This is a genomic window from Blastococcus sp. VKM Ac-2987, from assembly GCF_026967805.1.
In the GTDB taxonomy this organism is placed as follows: Bacteria; Actinomycetota; Actinomycetes; order Mycobacteriales; family Geodermatophilaceae; genus Blastococcus.
In genome coordinates this window covers 900,157-923,088 of record NZ_JAPVBG010000001.1, presented here as the reverse complement: position 1 = coordinate 923,088, position 22,932 = coordinate 900,157, and the positions used below count along the sequence as shown (strand labels likewise).

General features: G+C 72.2%; 21 protein-coding genes and 1 other RNA gene. 14 read left to right on the top strand and 8 right to left on the bottom strand.

What is annotated here, in order from left to right; genetic code table 11:
• The first annotated feature begins 32 nt into the window (after window positions 1–32).
• From O2W17_RS04470 to ssrA, 6 genes are all read left to right on the top strand, one after another.
• Window positions 33–1,031 carry a GNAT family N-acetyltransferase gene (locus O2W17_RS04470; RefSeq protein ID WP_269191192.1) on the top strand — a complete coding sequence of 333 codons (999 nt, stop codon included), beginning with the start codon at window positions 33–35 and terminating at the stop codon, window positions 1,029–1,031.
• A gap of 9 nt (window positions 1,032–1,040) precedes the next feature.
• Window positions 1,041–1,922 carry an SCO6745 family protein gene (locus tag O2W17_RS04465; protein ID WP_269191191.1) on the top strand — a complete coding sequence of 294 codons (882 nt, stop codon included), beginning with the start codon at window positions 1,041–1,043 and terminating at the stop codon, window positions 1,920–1,922.
• Window position 1,923: 1 nt separating this feature from the next.
• Window positions 1,924–2,469: a carboxymuconolactone decarboxylase family protein gene (locus O2W17_RS04460; protein WP_269191190.1), complete on the top strand. Its 546-nt coding sequence runs from the start codon at window positions 1,924–1,926 to the stop codon at window positions 2,467–2,469.
• Window positions 2,470–2,754: 285 nt separating this feature from the next.
• The gene (locus O2W17_RS04455) at window positions 2,755–3,903 is read left to right on the top strand and encodes a magnesium and cobalt transport protein CorA (RefSeq protein ID WP_269191189.1); all 1,149 of its coding nucleotides are present in this window, start codon (window positions 2,755–2,757) and stop codon (window positions 3,901–3,903) included.
• Between the two features lie 17 nt (window positions 3,904–3,920).
• Entirely contained in the window at window positions 3,921–4,331 is a 411-nt protein-coding gene (locus tag O2W17_RS04450) for a protein-tyrosine phosphatase family protein (protein WP_269191188.1), read from the top strand.
• A gap of 63 nt (window positions 4,332–4,394) precedes the next feature.
• Window positions 4,395–4,769, top strand: a transfer-messenger RNA (tmRNA) gene (gene ssrA / locus O2W17_RS04445).
• Window positions 4,770–5,200: 431 nt separating this feature from the next.
• On the opposite strand, the gene O2W17_RS04440 is transcribed toward ssrA, so the two are convergent.
• Window positions 5,201–6,373 (bottom strand): acyl-CoA dehydrogenase family protein, encoded by a 1,173-nt coding sequence (locus tag O2W17_RS04440; protein ID WP_269191187.1) that lies wholly within the window; start codon window positions 6,371–6,373, stop codon window positions 5,201–5,203.
• Between the two features lie 13 nt (window positions 6,374–6,386).
• A complete protein-coding gene (locus O2W17_RS04435) occupies window positions 6,387–7,946 on the bottom strand; it encodes an AMP-binding protein (RefSeq protein WP_269191186.1) in 1,560 nt (519 codons plus the stop codon).
• A gap of 205 nt (window positions 7,947–8,151) precedes the next feature.
• Here O2W17_RS04435 and O2W17_RS04430 point away from each other — a divergent pair, with 205 nt between their 5' ends.
• The 6 genes from O2W17_RS04430 to O2W17_RS04405 all read left to right on the top strand — a co-directional run bounded on the left by O2W17_RS04430 (window position 8,152) and on the right by O2W17_RS04405 (window position 12,709).
• Window positions 8,152–9,132, top strand: a complete 981-nt coding sequence (locus O2W17_RS04430) for a tripartite tricarboxylate transporter substrate binding protein (RefSeq protein ID WP_269191185.1) — start codon at window positions 8,152–8,154, stop codon at window positions 9,130–9,132.
• On the top strand, window positions 9,116–9,604 hold the full coding sequence (locus O2W17_RS04425) for a tripartite tricarboxylate transporter TctB family protein (protein ID WP_269191184.1): 489 nt from the start codon (window positions 9,116–9,118) through the stop codon (window positions 9,602–9,604). Before O2W17_RS04430 ends, O2W17_RS04425 begins: the two co-directional genes overlap by 17 nt.
• A gap of 25 nt (window positions 9,605–9,629) precedes the next feature.
• On the top strand, window positions 9,630–11,207 hold the full coding sequence (locus O2W17_RS04420) for a tripartite tricarboxylate transporter permease (RefSeq protein ID WP_269191183.1): 1,578 nt from the start codon (window positions 9,630–9,632) through the stop codon (window positions 11,205–11,207).
• Window positions 11,208–11,313: 106 nt separating this feature from the next.
• On the top strand, window positions 11,314–11,910 hold the full coding sequence (locus O2W17_RS04415; RefSeq protein WP_269191182.1) for a TetR/AcrR family transcriptional regulator: 597 nt from the start codon (window positions 11,314–11,316) through the stop codon (window positions 11,908–11,910).
• 83 nt (window positions 11,911–11,993) lie between these two features.
• The gene (locus O2W17_RS04410; protein WP_331254268.1) at window positions 11,994–12,368 is read left to right on the top strand and encodes a YidH family protein; all 375 of its coding nucleotides are present in this window, start codon (window positions 11,994–11,996) and stop codon (window positions 12,366–12,368) included.
• A gap of 26 nt (window positions 12,369–12,394) precedes the next feature.
• Window positions 12,395–12,709, top strand: coding sequence for a DUF202 domain-containing protein (locus O2W17_RS04405; protein WP_269192041.1), 315 nt, complete (start codon window positions 12,395–12,397; stop codon window positions 12,707–12,709).
• 32 nt (window positions 12,710–12,741) lie between these two features.
• Here the strand turns inward: O2W17_RS04405 and O2W17_RS04400 are convergent, their stop codons facing one another.
• The 4 genes from O2W17_RS04400 to O2W17_RS04385 form a co-directional block, all read right to left on the bottom strand.
• Window positions 12,742–14,487, bottom strand: a complete 1,746-nt coding sequence (locus O2W17_RS04400) for a DUF2207 domain-containing protein (RefSeq protein ID WP_269191181.1) — start codon at window positions 14,485–14,487, stop codon at window positions 12,742–12,744.
• Between the two features lie 107 nt (window positions 14,488–14,594).
• Window positions 14,595–15,155: an isochorismatase family protein gene (locus O2W17_RS04395; RefSeq protein WP_269191180.1), complete on the bottom strand. Its 561-nt coding sequence runs from the start codon at window positions 15,153–15,155 to the stop codon at window positions 14,595–14,597.
• Window positions 15,156–15,416: 261 nt separating this feature from the next.
• Complete coding sequence (locus O2W17_RS04390) at window positions 15,417–16,475, bottom strand: potassium channel family protein (RefSeq protein WP_269191179.1); 1,059 nt, start codon at window positions 16,473–16,475, stop codon at window positions 15,417–15,419.
• A gap of 74 nt (window positions 16,476–16,549) precedes the next feature.
• On the bottom strand, window positions 16,550–18,292 hold the full coding sequence (locus O2W17_RS04385) for a class I adenylate-forming enzyme family protein (RefSeq protein ID WP_269191178.1): 1,743 nt from the start codon (window positions 18,290–18,292) through the stop codon (window positions 16,550–16,552).
• A gap of 76 nt (window positions 18,293–18,368) precedes the next feature.
• On the opposite strand from O2W17_RS04385, the gene O2W17_RS04380 reads away from it, so the two are divergent.
• Together O2W17_RS04380 and O2W17_RS04375 are read left to right on the top strand one after the other, a co-directional pair.
• A complete protein-coding gene (locus O2W17_RS04380) occupies window positions 18,369–19,220 on the top strand; it encodes a patatin-like phospholipase family protein (protein WP_269191177.1) in 852 nt (283 codons plus the stop codon).
• A gap of 153 nt (window positions 19,221–19,373) precedes the next feature.
• Window positions 19,374–20,534, top strand: a complete 1,161-nt coding sequence (locus tag O2W17_RS04375; protein WP_269191176.1) for a glycerophosphodiester phosphodiesterase — start codon at window positions 19,374–19,376, stop codon at window positions 20,532–20,534.
• A gap of 47 nt (window positions 20,535–20,581) precedes the next feature.
• Here the strand turns inward: O2W17_RS04375 and O2W17_RS04370 are convergent, their stop codons facing one another.
• Together O2W17_RS04370 and O2W17_RS04365 are read right to left on the bottom strand one after the other, a co-directional pair.
• Window positions 20,582–22,177 (bottom strand): long-chain-fatty-acid--CoA ligase, encoded by a 1,596-nt coding sequence (locus O2W17_RS04370; protein ID WP_269191175.1) that lies wholly within the window; start codon window positions 22,175–22,177, stop codon window positions 20,582–20,584.
• A gap of 64 nt (window positions 22,178–22,241) precedes the next feature.
• On the bottom strand, window positions 22,242–22,895 hold the full coding sequence (locus O2W17_RS04365) for a TetR/AcrR family transcriptional regulator (RefSeq protein ID WP_269191174.1): 654 nt from the start codon (window positions 22,893–22,895) through the stop codon (window positions 22,242–22,244).
• Window positions 22,896–22,932 lie beyond the last annotated feature (37 nt).

The following is a 22,932-nucleotide window of genomic DNA, read 5'->3' as shown; positions in this document are numbered from 1 at the left end:
GCGGCGTCGCGGTCTGCCTAGCCTTCTGCTCCGTGGCCGATCTTCCCGCCGTCCCCGCCGGCTTCACCGCCCGCTCGCTGCACACCGACGACATCCCGGCCGTGGCGGCGCTGCTCGTCGCCGCTGAGCCGCTCGACGACACCGGTGAGTTCCCCGACGCCGACGACGTCGCCGACGAGTGGACCGGGTGGGGCGTCGACCCGGCCCGCGACGGGGTCGCCGTCCTCGACGCCGGTGGCGCGCTGGCCGGGTTCGCCGTCGTCTCCGCCAGCGCCACCTTCCGCGACGTCTTCCGGATCACCCTCGACGGCCGGGTGCACCCGGACCACCGCGGTTCCGGCCTCGGCGCCGCCCTGCTGGACTGGGAGCTGGCCCGCGGCGCGGAGGTGCACGCCGAGCGGCACCCCGGGGCCCCGGCTCGGCTGGTGGTGCGCGTGCTCGGCACCCAGCCGCAGCTCGAGCGGCTGGTCGAGCGCCGGGGGCTGGCGGCCGAGCGGTGGTACCGCGTGATGGAGCGGCAGCTCACCGACCTGCCGGCGCCGGAACCTGTCCCGGGCGTGGAGCTCGCGCCCTTCACCTGGGACCGCGACGAGGAGGTCCGGCACGCGCACAACGCAGCGTTCACCGCGCACCACGGGTCCAGCGAGCGCGACGCGGCGTCGTGGCGGGCGCTGTTCACCGGGCAGCGCTCGTTCCGGCCGGACCTGTCGGTGCTCGCCGTGGCCGACGGCGCCGTCCTCGGCTACCTCCTCGCCTACGTCTACGAGTCCGACGCGCGGGCGCGCGGGTACCGCGAGGTGGTGCTCGGCCAGATCGGTGTCCTGCCGCCCGCCCGGGGCCGGGGTATCGCGGCGGCGGCCATCCTCCAGTCGCTGCGCAAGGCGGCCGCGGCCGGGTGCCGCACGTCGGCCCTCGACGTCGACAGCGACAACGTCACCGGGGCGCTGCGGCTCTACGAGCGCCTCGGGTACGGGACGGTGCGCACCAGCGTCGCGTGGTCGGTCGCGCGGCCGCCCATGACGACTCGCTAGGGTCCGGCCATGGTCAGCGTCGATCAGCCCGAGCCCGCGTTCGATCCCGCACTCGTCGGCCGCGCGCACCGCGCGATCGACCCGCTGCACTCCCACCTCTACTTCGCCCCCGAGCAGGACGAGCACCTCGGTGCGCTCGGCCTGCGGCCGGGGCGCATGGTGTACTTCGCCGGCCGCGCCGCGCCCATGGGCGCCGTGGCGGCCGGTGTCGTGACGGCGACCTTCTACAACTTCTCCCCGTCCCTGGTCGCGCACATGATCCCGCGCGCCTGGACGCTCGCCTCGCCCGAGCAGGTGCGCGCCGCCCGGCTCGACGCCGCCCGCGCCTCGCTCACCCGGCTGCTCGGCGAGGAGGCCGCCGGCTCGCCGGAGGTCGCCGAGCTGGCCGGGCTGCTCCGCGAGGCCTGCACCGGGCTGAGCGCCGAGGGGCGGCCGCTCTACGCCGGCCACGCCGACCTGCCGTGGCCGGAGGAGCCGCTGCTGGCCCTGTGGCACGGGGCCTCGCTGCTGCGCGAGCACCGCGGCGACGGGCACGTCGCCGTCCTGGTGCACGCCGGCCTGACCGGCCTGGAGGCGCTGATCACCCACTGCGCCACCGGGCGCGGCTTCACCGTGGCGGCCGCCAAGGCCACCCGCGGGTGGAGCGACGAGCAGTGGGACGCCGCCTGCGCCGCGCTCGCCGACCGGGGGCTGCTCGACGACGCCGGGCTCACAGAGGAGGGCGCGGAGCTACGCGCCCGGATCGAGGTGCAGACCGACGCCCTGGCCGCCGACCCGTGGCTGTCGCTGGGCGCGGAGAAGACCGGCCGGGTGGTCGAGCTCGGCAAGGGCCTGTCGCGTGTGCTGACCGCCAACGGCGCGTTCGGCCAGGGCATCTTCGGTCGCGGCTGACGTGGCGCACGGCGCGGAGGCCCGCCTGCCGCTCGCCGCGGAGGACGGCGAGGTCGCCGACCGCATGCGGGTGCGCCGGGGCGGGCGGCTGAGCTCGCTGGACCGGCTGCTGCTGCACAGCCCGCCCGTCGCGGAGGGGTGGAACGCGCTGCTGGGGGCGATCCGTTCGGGAACGACGCTGCCGGCCGACCTGCGCGAGCTGGTCATCCTGCGGGTCGCGGTGCTGAACGACGCGGAGTTCGAGTGGGCCGCGCACGCACCGATCGGGCAGCGGGCGGGGCTGACCGACGGCCAGCTGGAGCAGCTGAGGTCGCCCGACCCGACGGCGGGCGCCGGCTGGACGGACGCGGAGGCCGCCGTCCTCGCGTTCGTCGATGCCTCCACCCGGGCCGTCGCCGTCCCCGACCCGGTGTTCGCGGCGGTGCGGGAGCACCTCGACGACCGCCAGGTCGTCGAGCTGACCGCCACCGTGGCGGGCTACGCGATGGTCTCCCGGTTCCTGGTCGCCCTCGAGGTGCCGCTGCCGGACGGCGAGGTCGCCGGCTGATCCGTCGCGGGTGGTCACCCGTGTGGGCGATGACACCGGCGGGACGGGGCCGTTCGCGTGGGACCATGGTCGACGGCCGTGCCGCGAGGGCGGGCGGCCGGACCCGGGAGGAGGACGTCGTGCGCAGCGAGCCTCCCAGTACCGATCCTGAGGTCCTCCCCGCCTGATCGAGGACCCGGTCCCGCCCGCACCGTGCACGCATGCCCGGGGGTCGGCAGGACGGGGGCGCGGGCGAGGAGGGCCGCTCCGGTGCCCATCGCCGTCCCCTCGCCCCGGGAGCCCGTCATGACCGAGCGCCGTCTCGCGCCGCTGACCGCCCTCACCACGCTGACCCGCCGTCCCCGGCTGGAGCCCGTACCGCCGCCGAGCGGTGCCACGGCGTCCGCGGCGCTGCCGGACGGCCCCGCCGCGCAGGCGCGGATCGTGGACAACGCGGTCTACTCCGAGGGCCGCCGCATCGCCACGCCGGAGACCGCGGCCGAGAGCCGCGAGGAGCTGGCCGCCGGCGAGGAGCGGCTGGCCTGGATGGGCCTCTACCGCCCGCAGCCGAACGAGCTGGGGGCCCTGGCCGAGCTCTACGACCTGCCCGAGCTCGCCGTCGAGGACGCGATCAAGGCCCACCAGCGGCCGAAGTTCGAGCGGTACGGCAGCACGCTGTTCGTCGTCCTCAAGTCCGCCCGGTACCTGGACGCGGTCGAGGAGGTGGAGTTCGGGGAGCTGCACCTGTTCCTGGGCCGCGACTTCGCCATCACGGTGCGGCACAGCGAGTCGCCCGACCTCTCCCGGGTGCGCCGCCGGCTGGAGAGCGACCCGGCGCTGCTGGCCAAGGGCAGCGAGTCGGTGCTGTACGCGACGCTGGACGCCGTCGTCGACGGGTACCGGCCGGTGGTCGACGGGCTCGCCAACGACATCGACGAGATCGAGACCCAGGTCTTCGGTGGTGACCCCGGGGTCTCCCGGCGCATCTACGAGCTGTCGCAGGAGGTGCTGGAGTTCCAGCGCGCCGCCCAGCCGCTCAGCGGCATCATCGCCGCGCTGACCGCCGGGTTCGAAAAGTACGGGGTCGACGAGGAGCTGCGCAGCTACCTGCGCGACGTCGCCGACCACGTCATCCAGGTCACCGAGCGGGTGGAGGGCTTCCGGCTGCAGCTGCGCGACATCCTCACCGTCAACGCGACCCTGGTGGCGCAGCGGCAGAACGAGGAGATCCGCGAGCTCACCGAGACGAGCATCGCCCAGGGCGAGGAGGTCAAGAAGATCTCGGCCTGGGCGGCCATCCTGTTCGCGCCCAGCCTGGTCGGCGGCGTGTACGGCATGAACTTCGACCACATGCCCGAGCTCGACGAGTGGTGGGGCTACCCGTTCGCGCTGCTCCTGATGTTCGGGGTGAGCCTGACGCTCTACCTGGTGTTCAAGCGCCGCGACTGGATCTGACCCGCCGGGGAGCTGCGATGGCCGACGTCCGCCACGGGGTGGTCGTGCTGCCCTCCGGTGCCCGCGTGCGGGGACGGCGGCTGGGGGAGCCGGCCGTCCCGGCCGACTTCGCGCTGGTGCTGGGCCGCGGGCCGGCGCCGGACGGCCCGCACCGGCGGGTGCGCTGGCCGGACTTCTGGGTGCCGGTGGACACCGCCGACGCGGTGGACGCACTCCGCGAGGCGCACCGGCGGGCGGTGGCCGGGGAGGCCGTGGTGGTCGGCTGCTCCGGCGGGATCGGCCGGACGGGGACGGCGCTGGCCGCGCTGGCGGTGCTCGACGGCCTGCCGCCGGAGGCCGCCGTCCGGTGGGCGCGGGCCGGGTACCACCCGCGGGCGGTCGAGACGCCGTGGCAGCGCCGCTGGCTCCGGCGGCTCGCGGACGGGTGATGCCGGAGCCCGGGTGGAACAACGGGGTGGCGCCGCCCGTTACGCTGTCTGCACAACTACACAGGGGGTGATTGGTCTCGACTTCGGTCGGGTGTCCAGGGGAAGCGAGCCGAGGAAGGCAACGATGAGCTCGTTAACCACGCGTTGCAAAACACACAAGCGCCGACTCCAGTCAGCGCGAGTTCGCCCTCGCTGCCTAAGTAGCGAGGCGACTCTGTCAGCCCGGGTTCGTCATCGGCCCGGATCCTGGCATCAGCTAGATGACTCACCGTGAGTGCCGGTCGCGGGTGCTCGCGGGACATCAAACAGCGACTGGGCCCGTCACATCGACTTGTCCGCGAGATCGATGGGGTCGAGCAGAGGCAGTAGCGGACTGCGCTCGGAGAAGCCCTGGATATGCGTCGAAGGACGCGGGTTCGATTCCCGCCACCTCCACCACCACCCCTGTTGCGTGCGAGAGCCCCGGTCGATGACCGGGGCTCTCGTGCGTCCGCCCCGGGGACCGACTCTCCCGGATCCCGCCGTCAGGCCGACGGGTCGTGCACGACGGCGGCGAACAGCGGCGACCGGGTCGCCGTGTCGGTCAGCACCAGCAGGAAGGAACGGTCGAACGACACGACCGCCGAGTCGGGGACAGCAGCACGTTGCGGTCGGGCGCGCGCTCGCACACCGCGTGCGGCAGGTCGATCCCGAACCGCGTGGTCCCCGGTGGCCGTCGACCATCGCCTCGCTCCGCCCGGGACCGCCCCTGCCCACATCGAGGGTGGCGGGCGGGCCGGACCGCGTACAGGAAGGCGCAGTGTTCGTTCCTCTCCTGTGATCTGGGGTAGCCGGTGCCTGTCAACCGTGGAGGGCTTGCCGCCGGGACCTCAGCGCAGGATCTCCTTCGCGATGCCGTTCTTCTGGATCTCCGATGAGCCGGTGAGGATGCGGAACATCCGGAGCCGACGGAACAGCCACTCGACCTCCGAGCCCTGGACCATGCCGGCCTTGCCGTGGATCTGCATCGCCTCATCGGCGATGTCGAAAGCTGTCTCGGCGACGAACAGCTTGCACATGAAGGCTTCGGTCTTGGGGTCCTCCCCACGATCCAGGGCCGCCAGCGCGTCGTAGGTCATGCTGCGGGCGGCGTAGTAGTTCGTGGTCATGTCGGCGATCTTGTGCTGGATCACCTGGATGTCGGCCAACGTGCCACCGAAGATGGCACGCTGCTTGGCGTAGTCGACGGTCAGCTGAATGGCGCGTCGAGCGTGGCCCAGCACGGTCGGGCAGTGCAGGAGGCGATTGGTCGTGACCCGGCCCAGCCCGATTCGCAGACCGTCCCCGACGTTCCCGAGGAGCTGGCCCGGGCCGACATAGCAGTTCTCGAGGACGATGTCGGACTCGATGTGCTGACCGGAGATCGGGACGTCGCCGGGTTCGACGGAACAGCCCGGAGAAGCCAGATCGACGAGGAATGCGGAGTAGGCCTCCTCGGTGTCGGCCATGCGGGCGATGAGCACCGAGAAGTCGGCGAACGGACCCGCCGAACTGAACACCTTGTGCCCCGTGATGCGCCACCCGTCCCCATCCGGCGTCGCCACTGTCCGCATGGCCCGTACATCGGAGCCCGCGTCCGTCTCGGTCAGCGAGAAGCAGCACGCCCGGTCTCCCTCGACCACGGGCACCAGGTAGCGCTCCAGCTGTTCGGCGGTGGCGTACTTGAAGATGGCGCCGGCACGTAGCGGACCACCCATGTCACCGAGCACGGAGTGGTACAGGACCCGGCCGGACGCGCCGACCTCCTCCTTCAGTGCCGCCAGTTCGGTGTTGGTCAGCCCGAGACCGCCGTACTCGGGGGACAGGTGGATGCCGTAGAAGCCGAGTTCCCGGCTTCGCTTCCACACCTGCTGCAACGTGGCCCGGTCGAACTCCGACTCGGGTCCCAGCTCCAGCCGGCGTTCGTAATCAGCCAGCTCGCCGGAGAGGTAGGCGCGGAGCTTGTCCACGACGGGTTGGATGGACGGCGTCTCCCGGTAATCGGGAAAGAGCTCGAATGACATCTTCGCTGACTCCTCAGTTGACTGTCCGGGCAGAGCCGGCCCAGTAACGCTGCTTGATCTCGCGGCGGTCGATCTTGCCGTTGCGGTTGACCGGCAACCCGTCGACGAAGTCGACCGAGCGCGGCTTTTTGAACCGGTCCAGACGCTCTGCGCAGAAGTCGACGAGCACGTCCTCCTCGAGCGAGTGACCAGGCTTGAGGACGACCACGGCCTTCACCGCCTCGCCCCACTTGTCGTCCGGGATGCCGACGACGCAGGCCTCGCTCACCGACGGGTGCTCGTACAGAGCGCTCTCCACCTCGGTGCAGTAGATGTTGAAGCCGCCCGAGATGACCATGTCCTTCTTGCGGTCGACGATGAAGATGTAGCCGTCGTCCCGCATGTATCCGATGTCGCCGGTGAGGACCCAGCCGTCACGGAAGGTCTCCGCGGAGAGATCCGGCTCGTTCCAGTACGACGTGACGCAGTCCGGACCGCGGACGGCGAGCTCGCCTTTGCTGCCGAGGGGCACCGGCTGGAGGGCGTCATCGAGGATCTGCACCTCGGTGTCGAACACCGCCCGGCCGCAGGAGAGCAGCAGTTCGGGGTCCTTCTCGATCGCCGTGGCGATGTCCTGGCTGGTCAGGACCGTGACCCCGCTGGTGGTCTCCGCCTGGCCGTAGCCCTGCATCACGATCGGGCCGAACAGGCCGACGGCGTCGCGGAGTCGCTGCGGTGAGATCGGCGCTCCGCCGACGCGGAGGCACTGCAACGAGGAGAGGTCCGCCTGTCGGGCCCTCGGGTCGTTGAGCACCATGTTGAGCATCGTGGGGACGAGGAACGTGGTGGTGATCCGCTCGCGAGCAACTGTCTCGAGGAAGGCGTCGGCGCTCCAGCCGGGCAGGATGACGATCGTCGACCCGCGCGACAGCGAGGCCAGCATGCCCATGCCCGAGGCGTGGGTGATCGGTCCCGCCACGAGGTAGCGCTCGGACACGGACGCGGCCCCCTCGGGCGCCATCAGCCGCTTGCGCATGTTCGCCAGTCGGTTGCCGGTCGTCTGCACCGCGGCCTTCAGCTTGCCGGTCGAACCGGAGGTGAAGTTGAGGACGCAGGGCGCGTCCTCCTCGACGTCGACGGACACCGGGTCCGCTGCCCCTGACGCCAGCAGAGCGGCGTAGGAGGGCAGCCCCCCGGGGGAAGCGTCGTACTGGACCACCGGGATGTCGCGAGCCGACCGCTGCACGGCCTCGACGGCGAGGTCAGCATGCTCCGCGTCCACCAGGAGGAACTTGACGTCCGCGTCGGCCAGGATGTGCTGCGCTTCGTCGACACCGAGGCGGGCGTTGATCGGAACCCGCAGGAGCCCCGCCTTGTAGAGGGCGATCTCCGTCTCGACCAGCTCCGCGCGGTTGGAGGAGAACGTACCCACGGCGTCCCCCCGGGTGATCCCTCGGTCGGTCAGCGCCGAGGCCAGCCGGCTGGATCGGCCGTCCAGGTCGGCATAGGTCCAGCGCTGGGAGCCGCAGACCACCGCCTCCTGCTGTGGCCAGTAGATGGCGCTCCTCGCGACGAAGCGACCCAGGTTCAACACGTGTCCACCTCCGGCAGGGACTGCAACGACTTGTTCGAATCTGAACACACTGTATGAGGTGAGTCACTCTATCTACAACCCGCTGTGACCGTTGACACAGTGTCCGAAGCAGTACATGCTGTCTCCACATGGACACGACGCCTATGCGTCTGAGCCGTTCGAGATCAGCGTCATCGGACTCGGACGAAGGGAGCCAAGGAGCACGATGAAGTCGAAGAAGACGCTTGCCGCGCTGGTGTCCGCAGCGGCATCTGCGGCGCTCGTGGGATGCGGTGCGGATGCGGCGGGCGGCGGCGGCGAGGGCTATTCGCCCGCAGGCACCGTTCGCTACCTCGTCGGTTACCAGGCGGGCGGTGGGACCGATCTGACCGCTCGGCAGGCGGCCGAGACGCTCGAGAGCGAGGGCGTCGTCGACGCGCGCTTCACCGTGGAGAACCTGACCGGCAGTGCTGGCCTCCAGGCGTTCACCACCCTGGTGCGTCAGGGAGACGACGACACGGTGATGCAGCTCGTCGACATCCCCTCCGGCCTGTACGTCGAAGGTGCGACGGTGGAGATGGACGACTTCGTGCCGATCGGGCAGGTGGCGACGAACGCCCTGCTCATCGTCGTCCCGGCGGACTCGCCGTACCAGTCCGCCGAGGAGCTCTTCACCGCGATGGAGGAGTCGGACGACGTGGTGGTCGGACTGCCGTCCACCATCGACTCTCGCGAAGCCGGCAAGTGGTACCAGATTGCCGAGGGCTTCGGCGTGTCACCGGAGATCAACTTCGTTCCCTCGGCCGGCATCAGCGAGGTCGTCCCCGAACTGCTGGCAGGTCGGGTCAGCGCGGCCATGATGGTGCCCAACGTGGCGCAGAGCCACCTGGAGAGCGGCCAGATCCGGGCGCTGGCGGTCACGTCCACGGAACGCCTCGAGGACTATCCCGACGTGCCCACTCTCGGGGAACAGGGTTCGGACGTCACCTTCTACCGCCCCCAGGGCCTGGTGATGAACGCGGCCGCCTCGGCAGAGGCACAGGAGTACTGGACTGACGCACTGAAGGAGATGACCGAGACGGATGCGTGGGCTGAGTTCCTCTCGAACAACGGCTACGTCAGCGAGTACAAGGCTCCTGACGAGTACCAGGAGTGGCTCGACGAGGAAGTCGCGGCCTATGAGAAGTACCTTGCCAGCCTCGACTGAGGTCCAGCGGCAGCACCGGTACGTCCGACTCGGCTTCGCTTTCCTGCTCTCCTGCTGGGCGGTCAGCGTCATCGTCGAGGCGACGTCCATGCCCACGTCGGCCGCCACGCCGGCCGACGTGGGGCCGGGCTTCATGCCGCTGGTGCTGGGCCTCCTGCTGCTCGGGATGGCGCTCGCCGAGATCGCTCTGGCGCTCGTCCGCCGCCCCGTCGCGGACGCGGGCGCCGGCGACGGGAGCAGTCCGACCAACACGAAGCAGCTGCTCTACCTGGTCGCCGTGGTCATCAGCGCGGTCATCACCTATGCCATCGGCGTGCTGGCGGCCGTGGCCGCGCTGGTCCTGTGGAGCATGAAGGTCGTGGAAGAGCGCACCTGGGCGCGTTCACTCCTCGTCACTGCAGTGCTCGTCACGCTGTTGTACCTGCTCTTCGACACATTGTTGAACGTGCGGATCCCCCTGCTCCCCAGCTGATCCGCCCCCGAGGAAGAAGCCACGCATGGACATCCTCCCGATGCTCGGGGAGGGCCTCAGCGCCATCCTCTCCAGTCCGACCACCCTCCTGTGGTGTCTGCTGGGTGTGACGATCGGAACGCTCGTCAGCGCTCTCCCCGGAATCGGCACGGTCACTGCCATGGCCGTGCTCCTCCCGCTCACGTTCGGCCTCGACCCCGTGAGTGCCCTGGTGCTCCTGGTGAGCATCTACCTGGGCGGCATGTACGGCGGGCGCATCAGCTCCATCCTGCTGAACATCCCCGGCGACGCGAGTTCGGTCGTCTCGACCTTCGATGGGCATCCACTCGCTCGTCAGGGGAAGGCCGGCTTCGCACTGACGCTGAGTGCAGTCGCGTCCTTCGTGGGCGGACTCATCGGCTTCGTCGGTCTCGCCGCGCTCGCCGGGATCCTCGCCGAGGCGGCGATCCTCTTCGGGCCGGCCGAGTACTTCATGCTCGTGTGCTTCGTGCTGCTCGCCACCGCCGGTGTCTCGAACGCCTCGGTGTTCAAGTCCGTGGCGGCCGTCGTGATCGGGATCCTCGTCGCCTTCATCGGGCTGGACTCGGTCTCGGGCTCCCAGCGCTTCACGTGGGGCATCCCGGAACTATGGAACGGCGTCGACCTGGTGGTGATCGCCGTCGGCCTCTTCGGCCTCTCGGAGATTCTCGCGCGCCTGGGCGCCCCGGCCATGTCGGGAGAACGCCGTTCGGTCTCGCTCCGCTCGCTGCTCCCACCGATCCGGAGTGTCACCTCCAATTCCCCCAGCATGCTTCGTGGCGGAGTCATCGGATTCCTGATCGGCATCCTGCCGGGCGCCGGTGCCTCGATGTCCACCTTCGTCGCGTATGCCGCGGAGAAGGGGATCGCCCGAGACCGGTCCCGTTTCGGCAAGGGGGATCCGCGCGGACTGTGCGCGCCGGAAGCAGCGGACAACGGATCGGTGGGCGGTGCGCTCATTCCCACCCTGAGCCTCGGGATCCCTGGCTCGGCTGCGGGTGCGCTCATCCTGGGTGGTTTGATCATGGCCGGCTTGCAGCCCGGGCCGCTGCTGTTCCAGAACTCCCAGGACATCGTGTGGACGGTCATCGCGGCGGTGCTGGTCGCCAACGTCCTCCTGCTCGTGATGAACACCATGTTGGTGCCTCTGTTCGCGTCGGCGCTGCAGCTGCTCGACCCCTATCTCACCGCGGTCATCAGCGGCCTGTGCGTTCTCGGCGTGTACTCGCTGCGGAACAGTGCCTTCGACGTGCTTCTGATGGTGGTCTTCGGTGTCGTGGGGTACGTCATGCGAACGGCCGGCTATCCGTTGGGGAGCCTGCTCCTGGGAGTGATCCTCGGGCCGATGCTGGAAGACAACTTCCGGCAGGCTCTTCTGACGTCCCGAGGTGACTACTCCATCTTCTGGGGGTCGACGATCTCCGTGGTTCTTCTCGCCCTCTGCGTGGCGCTGATCGCGCTCACCGTCGTGCGGGGCGTCCACCTCGCACGCCGCAAGCGGAGTGCAGAGCCCATTCCTGCGGAGAGCGACACCCCCTCTGCTATGGACACAATGGAGCCATCCGGACGAGATGTACGATACTGACCGAGCTGTCCGTTCTGGGGACAGCGTCCGGATGGAAAGAGGAATGGCCGTGGCGACCGAAGACCGTCGTACCCGTCGCACTCGGCGTCTTCTCAAGGACGCATTGGTGACCCTCGTGCTGGAGCGCGGCTATGACCAGGTCACCGTCGAGGACATCACCGAGCACGCGGAGATCGGCCGGGCCACCTTCTACAAGTACTACCGGGACAAGCAGGCTCTGCTGCGCCAGATCGTCGACGACCTCCAGGCAGAGTTGGGCGAGCGCCTCGAGCCGCTGGATCTGGCATCGACCCGCGGCTTCACGGGCAAGCCGGTGCTCGAACTTTTCCGCCATGCGCAGGAGGAGCGAGCGGCGTACCGCCTGATCCTGCGCGGTGAGGGCAACGGCATCGCGCTGCGCGCCTTCCTCGAGGCGCGGACGGCCAGCGCCAAGCGCGTCTTCGCCCAGCGGGCCGAGTTCCTCGGTGTCCAGCTCCGGATCGATCCGGACGTGCTCGCCAGGGCGTGGGTCGGAGAGCAGGCCGCAGTGCTCCAGTGGTGGCTGGAGCCCGAGACGCCGAGCCTCACGGCTGAGGAGGTCACGCAGATGTTGCTGGACCTGTCGCGGTACGGCCGCTTCTGGGCCAACGGCTTCGACGGCGAGCCCCCGCCACCCGCAGCGGCTGAGTCGGAGAGCGCGGACAGCGCACGTCAGGCGCCGTGACGCCGAGCGTGGACCACCACCCGACTGTCGTGGCCGCCGGCGAATAGCTCACAGAGGGTGTGGAAGCAGTGCCAGAAGAGAGGGTGATCGCAGAGCGGCTCAGCCGCCGCTATCCCAGGCGGGTGTACACGATAGGCGAGGAGCCCGACCCGCGATTCAGCCTCGCCAACGAACGGACCTTCCTGGCCTGGATGCGGACATCGCTGGCGTTCCTGGCTGCGGGGGTGGCGCTGGAGGCCCTCGACCTGCCCATTGCCGAGGGCTTGCGGTTGGCCAGTGCCCTTGTCTTCATCGCCCTCGGCCTCTTGGCTCCCGTGCAGGCCTGGTTCGGCTGGATGGCGACCGAACGGGCACTGCGGCGATCGCGACCGCTGCCATCACCCCGGCTGGGGCTGGTCACGGCGGTCGGAGCCGGTGTTTCCGGCATGCTCGTCCTCATCGGATTGCTGCTGCGGTGAGCCGCCCCACTGGCCGCGTGTTCGACATGGGGCTGCAGGCGGAACGCACGGCGCTCGCCTGGCGGCGCACTGCTCTGGCGATGGCGGTGGCGGCGGTCGGTGCGGGCAGGCTGGCCGTCCCAGTCCTGGGTGCGGTGGCACTCGCGATTGCGGCACTGGGCCTGTTCCAGGCGCTGCTCGTGAGCGAAGCTTCCCGGCGTCGGTACTGGATCGTCCACAAGTCGCTCACCACTCAGGGGAACCTCGCCGCCGTCCGATTGGCGGGGGCACCGATCGCAGGGCTCGCCTGCTCGGGCGTTCTCGTCGGCCTCCTCGCGCTGGCATTCGTCCTCGCTGCCTGACCACGCCGTGCGCCCCGTGCCCTGACGAGCGGCTACCACGAACCGCCGCCTCCACCGCCGGCCCCGCCGCCGACGCTCGCGCCGCCGGTCCCGCTGGACGAGGACGGCGCGGTGCTGGCCGTCCCGCAGCCGGCGACGAAGACCGGTGCGTACGCCGCGTAGTGGAGGTAGCGGGTGTCGGAGGACGACCGGGCCGGCACGGAGACGGCGGAGGCCAGCTCCGCCCAGCGCTCCGCCTCGCCCAGCGCCACGGCCCACGCCGTGTAGCGGCCCAGCTGACCGGAGCCGATCGCCTGGTCCACGGCTGTAAGGGGCGAGGAGGCGAGGAACTGCCGCAGCGACTCCACCTGCAGCCAGGCCGCGGAGCCGGCCGGCGTGAGCACGCGCAGCTCCCAGCCGGCGATCGCCGCGGCCGCGCCCGCCCCGGCCAGCGCGCCGCCGATCCCGGCCAGCGCCAGGGGCAGCCCGACGTCCGAGATGGACAGGTACCCGGCGAACAGGGCCAGCGCGAAACCTGCCACCCCGGCCAGACCGCCCAGCACCCGGATCCACACCGTGCGCCGGTCGGCGTCGACGTCCCAGAGACCGCTCGCCGCCTGCCAGGCGGCGAGGTCCTTGCTCAGCTCCGCCCAGCCCTCGGCGAAGCCCTCGTCGTACTCGCCGAGCGGCAGCCGCTCGCGGTCCCGGAAGAGCAGGTCGAGCAGCCGGCGGACCGGCCCCTTCCCGGGCTCCCGCCGGACCAGGGTCACCTCGTCGGCACGCCCGTCCGCCGCCTCGAGGTCGACGGTGCCGGCCACGGCCTGGTCGATCAGCCAGGCGGACTGGTGCGCCGCCGTGACGGACCCGGCCAGCAGCACGCCGCCCTGCGCGGGGGTGAGCCCCGCCGGGAGCGTGGGGGAGGGGGAGGCGTGGTCGGCGAGCGCAGCCAGGTCGATCCGCGCCTGCTCGCCGGGGGCGGAGGTCACCGGGATGCCGACCGCCGGGACCCGTTCCCGCCCCGCGCGCCGGACCGCGACCAGCGCGACCGTCGCCGCCAGCAGCGCGACGCCGCCGGCGACGGCTCCGGGCAGCAACGCGTTCGAGCCCTCCACCGGCGGAGCGGATTCCGGCGGCCCGGGGAGCGCGGGGGCGTCGGCGAGGGCGGCGCCGGTCGTCCCGGAGACGGTGACCCCCTCGCCGGGGTCCAGCGAGTCGACCAGGGCGAGGAGGTGGCCCGGCTCGGCCCGCTCGACGTCGCACGGCTCGGTGGACCCGGGCTCACCGGCCGCGCACCGGCCCTGCGCCAGCTCGGCCGGTGCGCTCACGTGCACCCGGACGACGTCGATCGGCACGTCCCACCCCGTGCCCACGGCGTCCCAGGCCAGCGCGTCCCCCGACAGGACGCCGTCGAGGGTGTAGGTCAGCTCGTAGCGGTGCAGGCCGGTCACCGTCCGGTCGGGGTCCCCGACCCGGATCTCCCCGGCCTCGGTCACTGTGACGTCGTCGGGGGCGTCCGGCGACGACGCCTCGACCGGGGCGTCGGCGTCCAGGCCCGGGACCTGGCGGAGGATGCCGCGCCGTTCCTCGCCCCCGAAGTCGTAGTCGACCACCTCGGTGACGCGGGCGCTGCCGTCCTCGGCGACGGTCGCCGCGACCCACAGCAGCCGGACCCGCTCACCGCCCCCGGCGAGGGCGACGACGCTCGTGAGGACGCCCACCACGAGGGCGAGCAGGAGGACTCCGATGACGTCGATCCGCCGCCGGGTGCGCACGCGGTCGGACCGTCGGGGCGCTGGCACGGGCCTCCTCCTTCCGGGCCGGGCGCGTGCCCAGGCGTCGGGGTGATGATGCCGGTCGCCCGCACTCACTCCGGGGCTGCGGCACGCGAGGCCCGCGCGGGGACCGGTCAGCCGGCGGCGAAGTCGACCTCCGCGGTGGGGGTGACGGTGCCCCGGCGGCCCGGCGCGGAGGCGAAGCCCCAGTAGGCGTTCGTGTAGGCGATCGCCTGGTCGGGACCGATCGGGACGCCCCACTGGCGCAGGTCCTCGGTGGTGTGCGCGTCGGCGACCAGCGTTGCGTCGTACCCGCGCACCAGGGCGCCGTGCAGCGTGGAGCGGATGCAGGCGTCGGTCTGCGCGCCGGTGACCACCAGCCGCCCGACGGCGTGCTCGGCGAGGTGCTCCTCCAGGTCGGTGTCCTCGAACGAGTCGCCGTAGGTCTTGTGCACCAGGGGCTCGGCGTCCAGGCGGGTCAGCTCCGGGACGTACTGCCACTCCTCCGACCCTTGCGCCAGGTCCTCGTCGGAGTGCTGCACCCAGACCACCGGCACCTGCTCGGCGCGGGCCCGGTCGACGAGCTGCCGGATGTTGCCGACGACGCGGTCGCGGTCGTAGGCGTTGCCGACGAGTCCGTTCTGCACGTCGATGACCAGCAGGGCGGTGCGCGGGCGGTTCTCCAGTGCGGTCATGGCTGCCTCCGACGGCGACGGGACGACGTGGTCACCGTAGGACCGACCAGCGACAACCGATGCCCGTAGGAGCGCTGTACCGCCGACCCGCGCCGTAGGTCGTGCCGAGTGGGGCCCGCAGGGTCCCCGAGGCACGGCCTGACCTCCGCGGAGCGGGTCCTGACGACGGGGGGCCGCAGGCTCCCCAGAGGAAGGACGGGCAGGGCTCAACGCAGCAGGGGAAAGGCAATTGGCCGCGGTGCGATCCGGAGGATCGCAGTGTCACTGCGTCGGCGGCCGCATCGCCTTGCCCGGCTCGTGCGCCTTCACCACGACCAGCACGTCCTCGGACTGCAAGGTGCCGATGAGCGGGTCGTCGAAGCGCAGGGTGCGCCCGCCGCGGGTCACCGACAGCACGATGTCGCGCAGCTGGCGGGGCCCGAGCCCGACCTCGTCGGTGGTCACCGTCCGCTGGTGCAGGTCCAGGCCCTGCCCGCCGGTGACCAGGTCCTCGACGACCGCGACCACGCGCGGGGCGTCGGTGGACAGGCCCAGCAGGCGCCCGGAGGTGGCCGATGTGGTGATGACGGTGTCCGCGCCGGACTGCCGCAGCAGGTTGGCGTTCTCCTCCTCGCGGACACTGGTGGTGATCGGCACGCTCGGGTTGAGCTGGCGGACGGTCAGCGTGATGAGCACCGACGCGTCGTCGCGGTTGGCCGCCACGATCACCGCCCGGGCCCGCTCGACCGACGCCCGGCGCAGCACCTCGGTGCGGCCGGCGTCGCCGACGATGCCGGTGAGCCCGAGGGCGTTGGCCTCGTCGATCGACCGCGGGTCCGGGTCGACGACCACGATCTTCTCCAGCGGCGTGCCGCTGGCCTGCAGCGAGCGGATGGCGCTGCGGCCCTTGGTGCCGTAGCCGCACACGATGACGTGCTGGCGCACGCGGGACCTCCAGCGACGGATGCGGAACTCCTCGCGCGACCGGGCGGTCAGCGCTTCGAGGGTGGTCCCGATGAGGACGATCAGGAACATGATGCGCAGCGGCGTGATCAGCAGGACGTTGGTCAGCCGTGCGCCGGGGGTGACCGGCGTGATGTCGCCGTATCCGGTGGTGGAGAGCGAGACCGTCGCGTAATAGGCGGCGTCGAGGACGGAGATCTCGCCGCCCCGGCTGTCCTCGTACCCGTCCCGGTCCAGGTAGACGATCAGGATCACGACGACGAGCACGACGGCGGCGATGAGGACCCGGCGCCCCACCTGGCGGACGGGTGACTGCTCGACGTGCGCGATCCGCACGCCGGTGTGCTCGGTCTCCAGACCGTTCCGCTCCTCGTCCACCCCGCGGACGATAGTGAGGGCGGACCGCGGACGCGCGCCGCCGCACCCGTTCGGGGACGGCGGCGCGCCTCCGGTCAGCCCTCGACGGCCTCCCGCTCGCGCGCGGCGAGCTCGCGCTTGAGCACCTTGCCGGCCGCCGACACGGGGATCGCGTCGATGAACCGGACGTCGCGCAGCCGCTTGTACGGCGTCACCTTGTCGTTCACCGCGGCCATGACCGACTCGGCGGTGAGCGCGGCGCCGTCGGCGTCGTCCTTGCGCACGACGTAGGCCACCGGCAGCTCTCCGGCGTCCTCGTCCGGCCGCCCGACGACGGCGGCGCCACCGACCCCGGGGACACCGAACAGGATCTCCTCGAGCTCCCGCGGGAACACGTTGTAGCCCTTGTAGAGCAGCATGTCCTTGGTGCGGTCGACGATCGCCAGGTAGCCGTCCTCGTCGAGGATGCCGACGTCGCCGGAGTGGAACCAGCCGTCGGGGTCGATGGACTCGGCGGTGGCCTCCGGGCGGTGCGCGTACCCGCGCATCACCTGCGGGCCGCGGATGCAGACCTCACCGCGCTCGCCGGCGGGCAGCGGGTCGCCGCCGCCGAGCGGCCGGATGCTGATCTCGGTGTCGAAGAGCGGCACCCCGACGGTGCCCGCCTTGCGGGTGCCGGAGCGGAAGGACGGGTTGCCGGTCGCGATCATCGTGACCTCGGTCAGCCCGTAGCCCTCGCCGATGGTGGCGTTGGGCATCAGCGCCTGGAGCTTCTCGATCAGCGTGACCGGCAGCGGAGCCGCGCCGCTGCTGACCCCCCGGACGTGCGAGAGGTCGGCCTCGGCGAACCCGGGCACCTGCAGCAGGGCGACGAAGATCGGCGGTGCGCCGCCGATCGAGGTCACCTCGTGCCGGACCATGTCCTCGACGTACTTCACCGGGTCGAAGCGCATGTGGATGACGGTCATGGTGCCGCCCATGACCATGCCGTTGAGGTAGCCGATCGAGCCCATGGCGTGGAACCACGGCGTCAGGTTGATGATCCGGGCCTCGCCGAGGCGGGTGGGGCACTCGTCCGGGCCGAGCACCTGCTCGAGCGTCACGTCACCGTGCTCGTCGAGCACCGGCACCGAGCCCGACGTCCAGCAGCCCGCCTGCACCACGTTGGTGACCACCTGGCGGTGCGGCAGCTCCACGCCCTTGCTGACGCCCGTCGTCCCGCCGGTGTAGGCCAGGTGCGCGAGGTCGGCCTCGACGTCGACGGCGCTGTCCAGGTGCCGGTCGGTGGGGTCGCCGGCCAGCAGGTCGGCGAGGTCGACGTCGGTGTCCTCCAGCCCGTCGATCCGCCCGGCGAAGTCGAGGATGTGCGCCTCACCGGTGACGACGACGGTCTGCACCGCGGTCTGGGCCAGCGCGCCGCGCACGAACGGCAGCACCTGGTCCCAGGTGATGAGCACCTTCGCGCCGGCGTCGTCGAGCTGGGCGGCGAGGTCGGCGGCCGGCAGCAGCGGGTTGGTCGGGGAGAAGGTCGCGCCGGCCAGCAGGATCCCGTAGTAGAGCGGCGGGTACTGCCGGCAGTTCGGGATGTGGACGGCGACGACGTCGCCGCGCCCGATGCCGTGGTCGGCCAGCCAGCCGGCGACGGCGTGCGCGCGGGCGCCCAGCTCGGTGAAGGTCAGCGGCACGTCGTGGTCCAGGAACGCCGTCCGGTCGCCCCAGCGGCGCACGGCGGCCCTCAGGATGGAACCCACCGGCACCCGCGGGTAGTCCAGGGACCGAGGCAGCCCGGGCGGCCAGCCGGCCGTCGTCGTTCCCGGGGCGGACTGCACGGTGGTCATGCGTTTCCTCTCGTCGGTGGCACCACAGGGTGGCCCAGCTCACAGCCGGTGTCGAGGGTTCTGTGAGGATGGAGCCATGAGCGACCAGCGCACCGCCCTCGTCCTGGGCGGCGGGGGCATCACCGGCATCGCGTGGGAGATCGGCGTGCTCGCCGGGCTGGCCGAGGCGGGGGTCGACCTCACCGGCGCCGATCTGGTCGTCGGCACCTCGGCGGGCTCGGTGGTGGGGGCGCAGCTGACCAGCGGGGCGTCGCTGGAGGAGATGTACGCCCGCCAGCTGGAGCCGCCCACCCGGGAGCGGGTGGCCCGGATGACCCGCGGGAACCTGGCCCGGTACGCCTGGGCGATGCTCGTCAGCCGCGGCCGCGACGTGGAGTTCCGGCGGCGCGTCGGCGCGCTCGCCCTCGCCGCGGAGAAGGCGGGCCTGACCCCCACCGAGCAGGAGCGGCTGGACGTCATCGGCTCGCGGCTGGTCTCCCGCGAGTGGCCCGACCGGCCGCTCACCGTCACCGCGGTCGATGCCGCCACCGGCGAGTTCCGGCCCTTCGACCGCGAGTCCGGCGTCCCGCTGCTGCAGGCGGTGGCGGCCAGCTGCGCGGTGCCGGGGGTGTACCCCCCGGTCACCATCGACGGCCGCCGGTACGTCGACGGCGGCATGCGCTCGGCGGCGAACGCCGATCTGGCGCAGGGCTACGACCGGCTGGTCGTCCTCGCGCCCATTGCGCGGGGCGTCGGGCCGCTGGCCAGCGTCGACGCCCAGGTCACCGGCATGCTTGCGCGCGTCGCCGTCGTCGCGCCGGACGAGGGCAGCCGCGCGGCCATCGGCCGCAACGTCCTGGACCCCGCCGCCCGGGAGCCCTCGGCGCGGGCCGGCCGGGCCCAGGCGGCGACGGTCGCCGCACGGGTGGCGGAGGTCTGGACCGCCTGACCGCTCCACCGCTCACGGCGGCCGGGGGACCGCGTGTCCGTCCGGTCGTCACCCGGGGTTCTCCCCGCGACGGGCGTGTCGTCCACCCGGGGTCGGTGTGATGCCCCGTGGGGTCGGCGGCGAGGGTCGCCGCCCGAACCCGCGGGAGTCCTCATGATCGGCAAGAACCGCCTCCGGGCCTCGATGGCAGCCGTCGCCGTCGCGGTGCCGCTGGCCCTCGTCATCCCCGCCGCCGCGCCGGCCGGGGCCGCCCCCCGCCCGCCGGCCGTGGAGCCCGGCGAGGCCCTGGCCGACGACCTGCTGGTCGTCGGGCACCGCGGCGCCTCGGGCTACCGGCCCGAGCACACGCTCGCCTCCTACGAGCTGGCCGCCCGCATGGGCGCCGACTACATCGAGCCCGACGTCGTCAGCACCAAGGACGGCGTGCTGGTCGCCCGGCACGAGAACGAGATCTCCGGGACCACCGACGTGGCCGACCGTCCGGAGTTCGCCGCCCGCCGCACGACCAAGGTCATCGACGGGGCGCCCCTGACGGGCTGGTTCACCGAGGACTTCACCCTCGCCGAGCTGCGGACGCTGCGCGCGGTGGAGCGGCTGCCCGAGGTGCGCGAGGAGAACACCCTCTACGACGGCCTCTACCAGGTGCCGACGCTCGACGAGGTGCTGGAGCTGCGGGCCCGGCTCACCAAGGAGCTGCGCCGCGAGATCGGCGTCTACGTCGAGACCAAGCACCCCACCTACTTCGACGGCATCGGGCTCTCGCTCGAGGAGCCGCTGATGGCCGACCTGCGCGAGGCGCGCGTGCACAAGCACCACTCGCCGGTGTTCATCCAGTCCTTCGAGACGGCCAACCTGCGCGACCTCGAGGAGCAGGGCGTGCGCGTGCCCCTGGTGCAGCTGCTGTCGGGCTCGGGGCAGCCCTACGACCTCACCGCCGCCGGTGACCCGCGCACCTACGCCGACCTGACCACCGCCGCCGGGCTCCAGGAGATCGCCGCCTACGCCGAGGGTGTGGGGCCGGAGAAGAACCAGGTCATCCCGCGCAACGCCGACGGCACCCTGGGCACCCCGACGGCGCTGGTCGACGACGCGCACCGGGCCGGGCTGCTGGTGCACCCGTACACGTTCCGCAACGAGAACGTCTTCCTGCCGCCGGCGCTGCGGGACGGCGCCGAGCCGGACGACTACGGCCGGGCGCTGGAGGAGCACGCCGCCTTCTGGGCGGCCGGCATCGACGGCATGTTCACCGACAACCCGGACACCGGCGTCGTCTCCCGCGCGCTGTTCGTGACCGGCCTGGCACCGGCCGCCTGAGCCGGACCGTCGGTCCGGCGGAGCGCCCGCTCCGCCGGACCGCCGGGTCAGACCACCGGCTCGGCGACCAGCGAGCCGGCCGAGTGCTCGGTGCGCAGCTGGGTCTTGAGCACCTTGCCGCTGGGGTTGCGGGGCAGCGCCCCGACCACCGAGTACTCCCGCGGGTTCTTGTACCGGGCCAGCCGCTCGCGGCACCAGGCGCCGAGCTCGTCCGACGTCGGCGGGTCGGCCGGGTCCCGCGGCGCGACGACGGCCAGCGGCGCCTCGCCGTACCGGTTGTCGGGGACGCCGATCAGCGCCACCTCGCCGACCTTCGGGTGCGCAGCCAGGACGTTCTCCACCTCGGCGCAGTAGATGTTCTCCCCGCCGGAGATGATCATGTCCTTCTTGCGGTCGACGACGTAGAAGTAGCCGTCCTCGTCCTGGCGCACCAGGTCGCCGGAGTGGAACCAGCCACCTTCGAAAGCGATCGAGGTCTCTTCCGGTTTGTTCCAGTACTCCTTCATCACCATCGGGCTGCGGTAGACGATCTCCCCGACCTCGCCCCGCGGGACGTCCTCCATCACCTCGTCCACCACGCGGACCTCGACGTTGAGGATCGGCGTGCCGACCGAGCCGATCTTGCGCACCGAGTCCTCGCCGCGCAGCAGGCAGGTGACCGGGCTGCACTCGGTCTGCCCGAAGGCGGTGACCACCTCGGCCTGCGGGAACGCGTCGATGAGCGCGCGCAGCAGCGTGGTGGAGGCCGGCGCGGCGCCCCAGGAGACCCGGCGCAGGTGCGAGAGGTCGCGGGCGGCGAGGTCGGGGACGGCGAGCACGGCGGCCCACATGGCGGGCACGAGGAAGATGCTGGAGACCTTCTCCCGTTCCATCAGGTCCAGGGTCCCGGCCGGGTCGAAGGCGCCCGACCTCAGGATCACGTGGACGCCGCCGAGCAGCAGCGGCGGCAGCCCGCCGGCCAGCCCGGCGATGTGGAACAGCGGCGCGCCGGGCACCCCGACCCGGTCGTCGGGGTCCCAGCCGAGCGTGGTGATCTGGCTGAACGCGTGCAGGAGCAGGTTCCGGTGGGTGAGCACCGCGCCCTTGGGGCGGCCGGTGGTCCCGGACGTGTACATGATGAAGGCGGCCTCGTCCTCGTCGACGGCGACGTCGAGGGGGTCGGTGCCCGCGGCGGCGAGCGCGTCCTCGTAGGCCTCGCTGCCCGGGCCGGCGCTGCCGTCGCCGATCACCAGCACCGTGCCGACGTCCGGGGCCTGCTCGCGCGCCTTGGCGGCGACCGGCGCCAGCGCGGCGTCGACGACGAGGGCCACGGCGCCGGAGTCGCTGAGCACGTAGGCCACCTCGTCGGCCACCAGCCGGAAGTTGACCGGGACGACGATCGCGCCCAGCCGGACCCCGGCGAGGTAGGCCTCCCACGCCGCCATGCCGTTGAGGGCCAGGACGGCGACGCGGTCCCCGGTGCCGACGCCGCGCTGCCGCAGGGCGCGGGCCAGCCGGGTCACCCGCTCGTCCAGCTCGGCGTAGCTGCGCCCGGTCCCCTCGAAGCGCAGCGCCGGCGCGTCCGGCCTCGCGCGGCTCCAGCGGGCCAGCTGGTCGCTCATGGTCATGCCCCGGCCCTGCAGGGCGGGGATCTCGACGCTCACGGCTGCTCCTCGACGTAGGACGCGGGTGTGACCTGCGTCATGCTGGCGGGGTGCCGTCGGGCGGTCAACCCTGACTGTCGAGGTCGAGCAGGCGGGCGGCGAGCCTTTTCCAGAGGGCCAGGTGCGGATCGGTCGGGGCGGGGCGGTCCTCGAAGGCGTAGACCAGCGCGACCCCCCGCATGCTGGTGAACAGCAGCTCGCAGAGGTCGTCGTAGGCGGGCGCCGCGGAGATCGCCGGACCCCAGATGCCCCGGGCCACCGCGGCGATCGCCTCCCGCAGCCGGCGCTCCTCCCCGCGCAGCGCCGTCCGCAGCTCGGGATCGGTGCGGGCCGCCGTCCACAGCTCGATCGCGGCCCAGAACGGCGGCTCCTGGAACGTCGCCCACATCAGATCGATGGCCCGGTCCACCCGGTCGCGGCCGGCCGGCTCGTCCTCCATCAGCGCCGCCGCCCGGCGGCGGACCTCCGCGAGCTGGGTCGACGACAGGTGCTCGGCGGCGGCGACCAGCAGCTCGGCCCGGGAGGGGAAGTGGTGCAGCAGCCGGCCGCGGGAGACGCCGGCCCGGGCCTGGACGGCGAGGGTCGAGGCGCCCGCGTAGCCCTCCTCGACCAGGCAGGCGACCGCGGCGTCGAGGATCAGCAGCCGGCTGTCTGCGGTCCTCTCCGACCGCGAGCGCGCGGCCCGGACGGCGTTCCGGGCGAGCGGCGCGGCGGGCATCGGCGCAGCGTAGCCGCGACCGGGCCGCTTGGCAGTC

What these genes read in the sequence shown, in the direction of transcription:
- O2W17_RS04465 (WP_269191191.1), top strand. Translation starts at nt 1,041, where the DNA reads ATGGTCAGCGTCGATCAGCCCGAGCCCGCGTTCGATCCCGCACTCGTC.
- O2W17_RS04455 (WP_269191189.1), top strand. Translation starts at nt 2,755, where the DNA reads ATGACCGAGCGCCGTCTCGCGCCGCTGACCGCCCTCACCACGCTGACC.
- O2W17_RS04450 (WP_269191188.1), top strand. Translation starts at nt 3,921, where the DNA reads ATGGCCGACGTCCGCCACGGGGTGGTCGTGCTGCCCTCCGGTGCCCGC.
- O2W17_RS04440 (WP_269191187.1), bottom strand. Translation starts at nt 6,373, where the DNA reads ATGTCATTCGAGCTCTTTCCCGATTACCGGGAGACGCCGTCCATCCAA.
- O2W17_RS04430 (WP_269191185.1), top strand. Translation starts at nt 8,152, where the DNA reads ATGAAGTCGAAGAAGACGCTTGCCGCGCTGGTGTCCGCAGCGGCATCT.
- O2W17_RS04420 (WP_269191183.1), top strand. Translation starts at nt 9,630, where the DNA reads ATGGACATCCTCCCGATGCTCGGGGAGGGCCTCAGCGCCATCCTCTCC.
- O2W17_RS04405 (WP_269192041.1), top strand. Translation starts at nt 12,395, where the DNA reads ATGGGGCTGCAGGCGGAACGCACGGCGCTCGCCTGGCGGCGCACTGCT.
- O2W17_RS04395 (WP_269191180.1), bottom strand. Translation starts at nt 15,155, where the DNA reads ATGACCGCACTGGAGAACCGCCCGCGCACCGCCCTGCTGGTCATCGAC.
- O2W17_RS04385 (WP_269191178.1), bottom strand. Translation starts at nt 18,292, where the DNA reads ATGACCACCGTGCAGTCCGCCCCGGGAACGACGACGGCCGGCTGGCCG.
- O2W17_RS04380 (WP_269191177.1), top strand. Translation starts at nt 18,369, where the DNA reads ATGAGCGACCAGCGCACCGCCCTCGTCCTGGGCGGCGGGGGCATCACC.
- O2W17_RS04375 (WP_269191176.1), top strand. Translation starts at nt 19,374, where the DNA reads ATGATCGGCAAGAACCGCCTCCGGGCCTCGATGGCAGCCGTCGCCGTC.
- O2W17_RS04365 (WP_269191174.1), bottom strand. Translation starts at nt 22,895, where the DNA reads ATGCCCGCCGCGCCGCTCGCCCGGAACGCCGTCCGGGCCGCGCGCTCG.